Source organism: Xanthobacter autotrophicus, from assembly GCF_030015065.1.
Lineage (GTDB): Bacteria > Pseudomonadota > Alphaproteobacteria > Rhizobiales > Xanthobacteraceae > Xanthobacter > Xanthobacter autotrophicus_D.
The window spans coordinates 61,117-67,777 of record NZ_JAIVFN010000007.1; the positions used below are offsets into that span (position 1 = coordinate 61,117).

At 72.2% G+C, this 6,661-nt stretch carries 6 protein-coding genes; 3 read left to right on the top strand and 3 right to left on the bottom strand.

The annotated features are described in order from the left end of the window. Positions 1-2: 2 nt before the first annotated feature. Together K9U40_RS03380 and K9U40_RS03385 are read left to right on the top strand one after the other, a co-directional pair. Positions 3-1,046: a glycosyltransferase family 4 protein gene (locus tag K9U40_RS03380; protein WP_282888803.1), complete on the top strand. Its 1,044-nt coding sequence runs from the start codon at positions 3-5 to the stop codon at positions 1,044-1,046. Then, the gene (locus tag K9U40_RS03385) at positions 1,043-1,897 is read left to right on the top strand and encodes an SAM-dependent methyltransferase (protein ID WP_282888804.1); all 855 of its coding nucleotides are present in this window, start codon (positions 1,043-1,045) and stop codon (positions 1,895-1,897) included. Before K9U40_RS03380 ends, K9U40_RS03385 begins: the two co-directional genes overlap by 4 nt. A gap of 93 nt (positions 1,898-1,990) precedes the next feature. Here the strand turns inward: K9U40_RS03385 and ftsY are convergent, their stop codons facing one another. The 3 genes from ftsY to dapF are packed head-to-tail and all read right to left on the bottom strand — an operon-like array spanning position 1,991 to position 5,521. Next, complete coding sequence (ftsY, locus tag K9U40_RS03390; RefSeq protein WP_282888805.1) at positions 1,991-3,304, bottom strand: signal recognition particle-docking protein FtsY; 1,314 nt, start codon at positions 3,302-3,304, stop codon at positions 1,991-1,993. A 28-nt stretch (positions 3,305-3,332) separates the two neighbouring features. Further along, positions 3,333-4,646 carry a tRNA (N(6)-L-threonylcarbamoyladenosine(37)-C(2))-methylthiotransferase MtaB gene (gene mtaB / locus K9U40_RS03395; RefSeq protein WP_282888806.1) on the bottom strand — a complete coding sequence of 438 codons (1,314 nt, stop codon included), beginning with the start codon at positions 4,644-4,646 and terminating at the stop codon, positions 3,333-3,335. Further along, positions 4,646-5,521 carry a diaminopimelate epimerase gene (dapF, locus tag K9U40_RS03400; RefSeq protein WP_282888807.1) on the bottom strand — a complete coding sequence of 292 codons (876 nt, stop codon included), beginning with the start codon at positions 5,519-5,521 and terminating at the stop codon, positions 4,646-4,648. The genes mtaB and dapF overlap by 1 nt, the downstream gene beginning before the upstream one ends. Positions 5,522-5,686: 165 nt before the next feature. On the opposite strand from dapF, the gene K9U40_RS03405 reads away from it, so the two are divergent. Next, positions 5,687-6,364 carry a GyrI-like domain-containing protein gene (locus K9U40_RS03405; protein ID WP_282888808.1) on the top strand — a complete coding sequence of 226 codons (678 nt, stop codon included), beginning with the start codon at positions 5,687-5,689 and terminating at the stop codon, positions 6,362-6,364. The last annotated feature ends 297 nt before the right edge of the window (positions 6,365-6,661 follow it).

The following is a 6,661-nucleotide window of genomic DNA, read 5'->3' on the forward strand; positions in this document are numbered from 1 at the left end:
CGATGCCCGTCGCCCTCGTCCATCCCGGCCCGCTCGACACGCCCACCGGAGGCTATGCCTACGACCGGCGCGTGCTCGCCGAGCTTCGGAAGACGGGCGTGGACATCGCGCCCCTGAGCCTCGACGGCGCCTTCCCCACCCCGTCGGGAGCAGAGGTGGACGCCGCCCTCGCCCGGCTCGCGGCGACGCCGCCGGACACCCTCCTCCTCGGTGACGGCCTCGCCTTCGGCGCCCTGCCGGCGGACCGGTTGAAGGCGCTGGGCCGGCGGCTCGTCGCGCTCGTGCATCACCCTCTGGCGCTGGAGACGGGCCTGTCGGCGGATCTCGCCGACCAGCTCTTTGCGAGCGAGAAAGCGGTGCTGAACGCGGCCGACGCGGTGGTCACCGTGAGCCCCGAGACCGGCCGCACCCTGGTGGCACGCTATGGCGTTTCCCGAGAGCGGCTGACATTGGCCGTGCCCGGCACCGAGCCCATGGCCCGCGTGCCCGCCGATGGCGAGCCGCCTCGCCTCATCGCCGTGGGCTCGCTGACCCCGCGCAAGGGCTACGACATCCTGTTCGACGCCCTGGACATGATCGCCGACCTCGACTTCTCCCTCGCCATTGCCGGCGCATCCCATCTCGATCCCGTCACGGCCGAGAGGGTCGCCGCGCGGGCGGCGGCGGCCCCGCGCGGAAATGTCCGGCTGCTGGGCCAGCTCGACCGCGCCGACCTCGATGCCGCTTATGAAGAAGCCGACATCTTCGTGCACCCCTCGCTTTATGAGGGCTATGGCATGGTACTGGCGGAGGCCATGCGGCGCGGCCTGCCCGTGGTGTGCACCACCGGCGGCGCGGCGGGCGAGACGGTGCCCGACGGCGCCGGCCTCAAGGTGCCGCCCGGCGATGCCGTGGCCCTCGCGGAGGCGCTGCGCAGCCTCATCGCCGACCCGGCCAGGCGCCGATCCTACGCCGATGCCGCCTTCGCCGCCGGGCAGCAACTGCCCTCCTGGGCCGACACCGCCGCCATCGTCGGCCGGGTGCTGGCGAAAACGAGCCTTACGTGACCCAAGCCACCACCACCTTCTCCGAGGACTGGCTCGCCCTGCGCGAGCCGGCCGACCACCGCTCCCGCAACATGGCCCTGGAGGGCGAGCTCGCGCGCAGCCTTGAAGATGTGGAGGAGCAGCGCATCGTCGATCTCGGCGCCGGTTCGGGATCGAACCTGCGGGCGCTGGCGCCGCGCCTCGGGCCGCGCCAGCGCTGGGTGCTGATGGATCATGACGGCGCCCTCGCGCAGGCCGCCCGCGCCCGGCTGAAGACCTTCGCGGACACTTGGCGGGAGGCGGGCGACATGCTGGTCCTCACCCTCGGCGCGCGGGAGATCCGGGTGGAGTTCGCCATCGCCGATCTCGCCCGCGACCCCGCCGCCCCCCGCGCCTTCGCGCCGCATCTCGTCACCGCCTCGGCGTTCCATGATCTGGTCTCGGCCGAGTGGTGCGCGCGTTTTGCGGAGGGACTCGCCGGCTCGGGCATCCTCATCCACGCCGCCCTCATCTGCGACGGGCAGGATGCCTGGGCGCCGCCCCACCCGGCGGATGCCGCCATCGCGGCCGGCTTTCGCGCCCATCAGGGCATCGACAAGGGCTTCGGCCCGGCGCTGGGCCCCGACGCGGCGCAGGCGCTCGGCGCGGCGCTGGCGCGGGCCGGCTACGACGTGGGGCAGGCGCAGAGCCCATGGCGCCTCGTGCCCGGCGACCGAACGCTGATCGCCAGGCTCGCGGCCGGCACGGCAGCCGCCGCAGTGGAGAGCGGCCGCGTCGGCGCCGCCACCGCGCAGGACTGGGCCCGCCACCGGGCCAACGCGGACGCCTGCGTCATCGGCCACCTGGATCTTCTGGCGGTGCCGCGCGGCTGAATAAGCGCTGTCCGGCCGATGCGGCGATGGCTCTTTCCCCTCCCCTGCCCTCCCCCGCAAGCGGGAGAGGGAGTTTCAACGGTTCGGCCGCCCTCAGTCCAGCCCGGCGATGGCGCGGGCGAAGTCGCGGGCGGCGAAGGGCTGGAGGTCCTCGGCCGCCTCGCCCACGCCGATGAGGTGCACCGGCAGCTTGTGCTTGGCCGCGATGGCCACCAGGATGCCGCCCCGCGCCGTGCCGTCGAGCTTGGTCATGACCAGCCCGGTCACCCCGGCGATGCGGGTGAAGGCTTCCACCTGCGACAGCGCGTTCTGGCCCACCGTGGCGTCGAGCACCAGCAGCACCGCATGGGGCGCCGAGGGCTCCAGCTTCTTGATGACGCGCACCACCTTCTCCAGCTCCGCCATCAGCTCGGTGCGGTTCTGGAGCCGGCCGGCGGTGTCCACCATGAGGATGTCGGCCCCGGCCTCGCGTGCCTCCACCACCGCCTCATGGGCGACGCCGGCGGCGTCCGAGCCCTGCTCGCGGGCGATGACGGTGGCCCCGGTACGGGCACCCCACACCTTCAGCTGCTCGATGGCGGCGGCGCGGAAGGTGTCGCCGGCGGCGAGCACCACCTTCCTGCCCTCGCTCCGCCACTGGGCGGCGAGCTTGCCGATGGTGGTGGTCTTGCCGGAACCGTTGACCCCCACCATCAGCACCACGAAGGGCTTGTGCGCCGTGTCCACCACCAGCGGCTTCGCCACGGGGGCGAGGATGCGCTCCACCTCCTCCGCGATGAGGCTCTTCACCTCCTCGGGGGAGATCATCTTGTCGTGCCGGCCCTTGCCCACGGATTCCACGATGCGCATGGCGGTCTCCACGCCGAGGTCGGCGCGGATGAGCACATCCTCCAGCTCCTCCAGCGTCTCGGCATCAAGCTTGCGCTTGGAGACGAGGTCGGTGATGCCCTGCCCAAGGCTCGATGCCGTGCGCGCGAGCCCCGAGGCGAGCCGGCTCCAGAAGCCCTTCTTCGCGGGCTCTTCCTTCGCCTGCGGCTCGGGCAACGGCTCCGGCGGGGCGGGCTCGACGAGGGGGAACGGTTCCGGCGCAGGCTCCGGTTCCATCGGCGCCACGGGGATGGCGGGTTCCTCAGGCGAGGCCGCAGCGACCTCGACCGGCGCGGGCTCCGTGAGCGGTTCGACCACCGCCGGCGCCGCCTCCGGGACGGCCGGCTCCTCGGGAAGGGATGGAGCCGGAGCGGGAGACGAAAGCTCCGCTTCCACCGCCAGCGCCTCGGGGGCCTCGACGGGCTCCGGCCCGGCCAGGGCGGTGGAAGGCTCGGGCGCGTCGGAAGAGCCGCCGGTCAGCCAGCCCCACAGGCCGCGCTTCTTCTTCGGAGCCTCGTTCTTGGGGTCCTCTTGGCTCATCGCTGCCTGCCGTTCCTTGAAAAAGAGATCACGCCGCGATCAGCCGCGCGCCGTCATGCCCGGCGATGCGCAGATCGGCGAGGCTGCCGCGCTCGGCCGGCCGGGCGAGGCGCACCGGGGTGAAGTGTTCCGTATGGCCGCGCCCGCCCGCCTCCACCAGCACCTGCCGCCTCCGCCCCACCTCGCCCGAGAGGTGGCGGCGCAGCAGGTCGGCGGCGGTCTCGCGCAGCCGGCGCGCGCGCTCCGCCACCACGGGGGCGGGCAGAAGCGGCATGCGGGCGGCGGCGGTGCCGGGACGCGCCGAGAACGGGAAGACATGGACGAAGGCGAGGCCCGCCTCGTCGAGGAAGGCGCGGGTGGCGCGGGCTTGTTCCTCGGTCTCGGTGGGAAAGCCGGCGATGATGTCGGCGCCCAGCACCACGTCCGGCCGCGCCCGGCGCAGGGCGGCGATGAAATCCAGCGCCTGCGCGCGGGAGTGCCGGCGCTTCATGCGCTTCAGGATGAGGTCGTCGCCCGCCTGGAGCGAAAGGTGAAGATGCGGCATCAGCCGCTCTTCCCCGGCGAGCACCCGCATCAGCTCGTCGTCGGCCTCCACCGCGTCGAGGGAGGAGAGGCGCAGGCGGGCAAGCTCCGGCACGCCGCCGAGCACCGCCCGCACCAGCCGGCCCAGGGTGGGCGCGCCGGGCAGGTCGGCGCCGTAGGCGGTGAGGTCCACGCCGGTGAGCACCACCTCGCGGTGGCCGTTGGCCACCAGCCGCCGCACCTGATCCACCACCGCGCCCATGGGCACGGAACGCGAGGGGCCACGGCCGAAGGGGATGATGCAGAAGGTGCAGCGGTGGTCGCAGCCGTTCTGCACCTCCACGAAGGCGCGGGTATGCCCCTCGAAACGGTCGGCGAGATGGGGGGTGGCCGCGCGCACCATCGAAATGTCCTGCACCCGCACCTTCTGTTCGGCCGCGATGCCGAAGTCGAGCGCGGCGCGGGTCGCGGCCCAGGTGGCGGGGCTGGTCTTGTCCGCATTGCCCAGGACGAGGCCCACCTCCTCCATGAGGGCGAAGGCGTCGGGGTCGGCCTGGGCCGCGCAGCCGGTGACGACGACGCGCAGGTCCGGGTCCTCCCGCCGCGCCCGGCGGATGGCCTGGCGTGCCTGGCGCACCGCCTCCGCCGTCACCGCGCAGGTGTTGACGACGAGGGTGCGCTCCAGCCCCTCGGCGGTGGCGGCACGGGCGATGCCGTCGCCTTCCAGCGCATTGAGCCGGCAGCCGAAGGACAGGACGCGCACATGCGCGCCCGGCGCCGCGGGCGCCTCGGTTCCGGCAGCCACCGCTCCAGCCGCCATCAGGCGGCCTCCTCCAACATGGCGGGGGAAAGGGTGCCGGAAAACTCGTGCTCCACGGGACCGGTCATCATCACATGGCCGTCCGTCTCGCGCCAGGCGATCTCAAGGTCGCCGCCGGGCAGCGTCACGCTCACGGCGCGGCCGGTGCGGCCGGTGCGAACGGCGGCGACGCCGGTGGCGCAGGCGGCGGTGCCGCAGGCGCGGGTGCGCCCGGCCCCGCGCTCCCACACATTGAGCAGGATGCGGTCGGGCGCGGTGAGGCTGGCAAAGGAGATGTTGGCGCGCTCGGGAAACAGCGGATGCGGCTCCAGCGCCGCCCCCAGCTTTTCCACGTCCACGGCATTCGCGTCGGGCACGAAGAAGACGGCGTGGGGATTGCCCATGCTGACGAGGCACGCCGGCCCCAGGGCCTCGAAGCCGGGGATGATCACCTGGGTCGTGTCGCCCACGTCGCGGGACAGCGGGATGTCGCGCCAGTCGAAGCGCGGCGCGCCCATGTCCACCTCCACCTGCCCGTCGGCGCGCACATGGCAGTCGAGGAGGCCGGCCTCGCTCTCGAACAGGGCATGGGGGGCGCCGGTGCGCGCGGCCTCCAGCGCGGCGATGCAGCGGGTGCCGTTGCCGCAGGCAGCGGAGGCGGAGCCATCGGAATTGAGGATGCGCACGAAGGCCGCCGTGCCCTCCCGCCGGGGCGGATAGAGCACCATCGCCTGATCGAACGGCAGCACGGCGGGACGCGCCAGCGCCCGCGCGGCGGCGGCGGGCACCTCCACGGGATCGGCACGCAGGTCGAGCACCAGGATCTCGTTGCCGAGGCCGTTCATCTTGACGAAGGGGCGGTGTGCGAGCGGGTTCACGGCGGGTCGGGTCTTCATGGCGTTGAAACTGCCGTCTATATGGCCCCGATCCGCCGGCGACACCACCCCCGCCGCAATCGGGCGGCGGACCTTGCCGCAAAGCCGCCGAAGTGCCGCCTCTCTGCCGCCTGAGAACATGCTAGAAACGGTGCTCAACTGCTTCGGCGGGGCGGGAGGGACAACATGGCCGGATTGCGTTGGGTCAGCCTCGTCTGGGTGAGGGCGGCCGGGGCATGCGCGCTGCTGGGCGCCGTCCTGAGCACGGCGTTGGCGCCGCTGCCCGCCGCGGCGCAGGGCCAGGCCCCTTCCGGCCAGCCCGGCACCGACGGCGCGCTGACACCGCCGCCCGTGGTGGACCCGAAGAAGGTGGAGACCACCCCCGTCGCCCCCGCCGCGCGCACCTTCGCGCCGCAGGAGATCACCCTGTCTCCGGTGCCGGTGCTGATGCTCGCGGGCTCGGCCACCTGGGAAGAGGCGTTCGAGAAGCTGGTGGCGAGCGTGAAGCAGGCGGACGCCGAGCTGAAGCGCCTCGGGCTTGCCCGCGCCGGCGACACCTTCATCGTCTACAACTCGGCGGACGACCTGAGCTTCGAATACGAGATCCAGGTGCCCTTCTCCGGCACCACCAAGCAGAAGCCAGCCAACGGCATGAAGCTCGGCGGCTCCCATGCGGGCAAGGTGCTGAAATTCACCCATGCCGGCTCCTTCGCCGACATGGACAACACCTACGAGCAGATCGCCAACTATCTCGACGAGAAGAACGTCGAACAGAACGACATGTATATCGAGCAGTACCGCACCGACATCGTGAGCGGCTCGCCGGAGGCGCTGGAGATAGATATCCTGGTACCAGTTCCGTAACGTTTCTTTGATCGGAAAGGCACCACGCTTTCGCACCCGGAATCGGTTACGACCCGAAGGTCGCTCCGCGCACCGCGACAACCACCGCGCGCAGGACCCGAACACGTCGAGGGCAGGAATGGCGGGGCAGGACCCCGGGCCAGGAGAAATGAATGCCAGGATTATCCGTCAGAACATGTGTGAGAGGGCACGCCGGCAACTGGTCCCGTGTGGCGGTGGCGGCGGTGTTCGGCTGGTCCACGGCGGTCTATCCGGTCCTGGCCCAGACCCTGTCTCTTATACACATCTCCGAGCCCA

Bases quoted from the DNA above. Each gene is read 5' to 3' on its own strand.
- ftsY (WP_282888805.1), bottom strand. From the start codon at position 3,304: ATGAGCCAAGAGGACCCCAAGAACGAGGCTCCGAAGAAGAAGCGCGGC.
- K9U40_RS03405 (WP_282888808.1), top strand. From the start codon at position 5,687: ATGGCCGGATTGCGTTGGGTCAGCCTCGTCTGGGTGAGGGCGGCCGGG.
- mtaB (WP_282888806.1), bottom strand. From the start codon at position 4,646: ATGGCGGCTGGAGCGGTGGCTGCCGGAACCGAGGCGCCCGCGGCGCCG.
- dapF (WP_282888807.1), bottom strand. From the start codon at position 5,521: ATGAAGACCCGACCCGCCGTGAACCCGCTCGCACACCGCCCCTTCGTC.
- K9U40_RS03380 (WP_282888803.1), top strand. From the start codon at position 3: ATGCCCGTCGCCCTCGTCCATCCCGGCCCGCTCGACACGCCCACCGGA.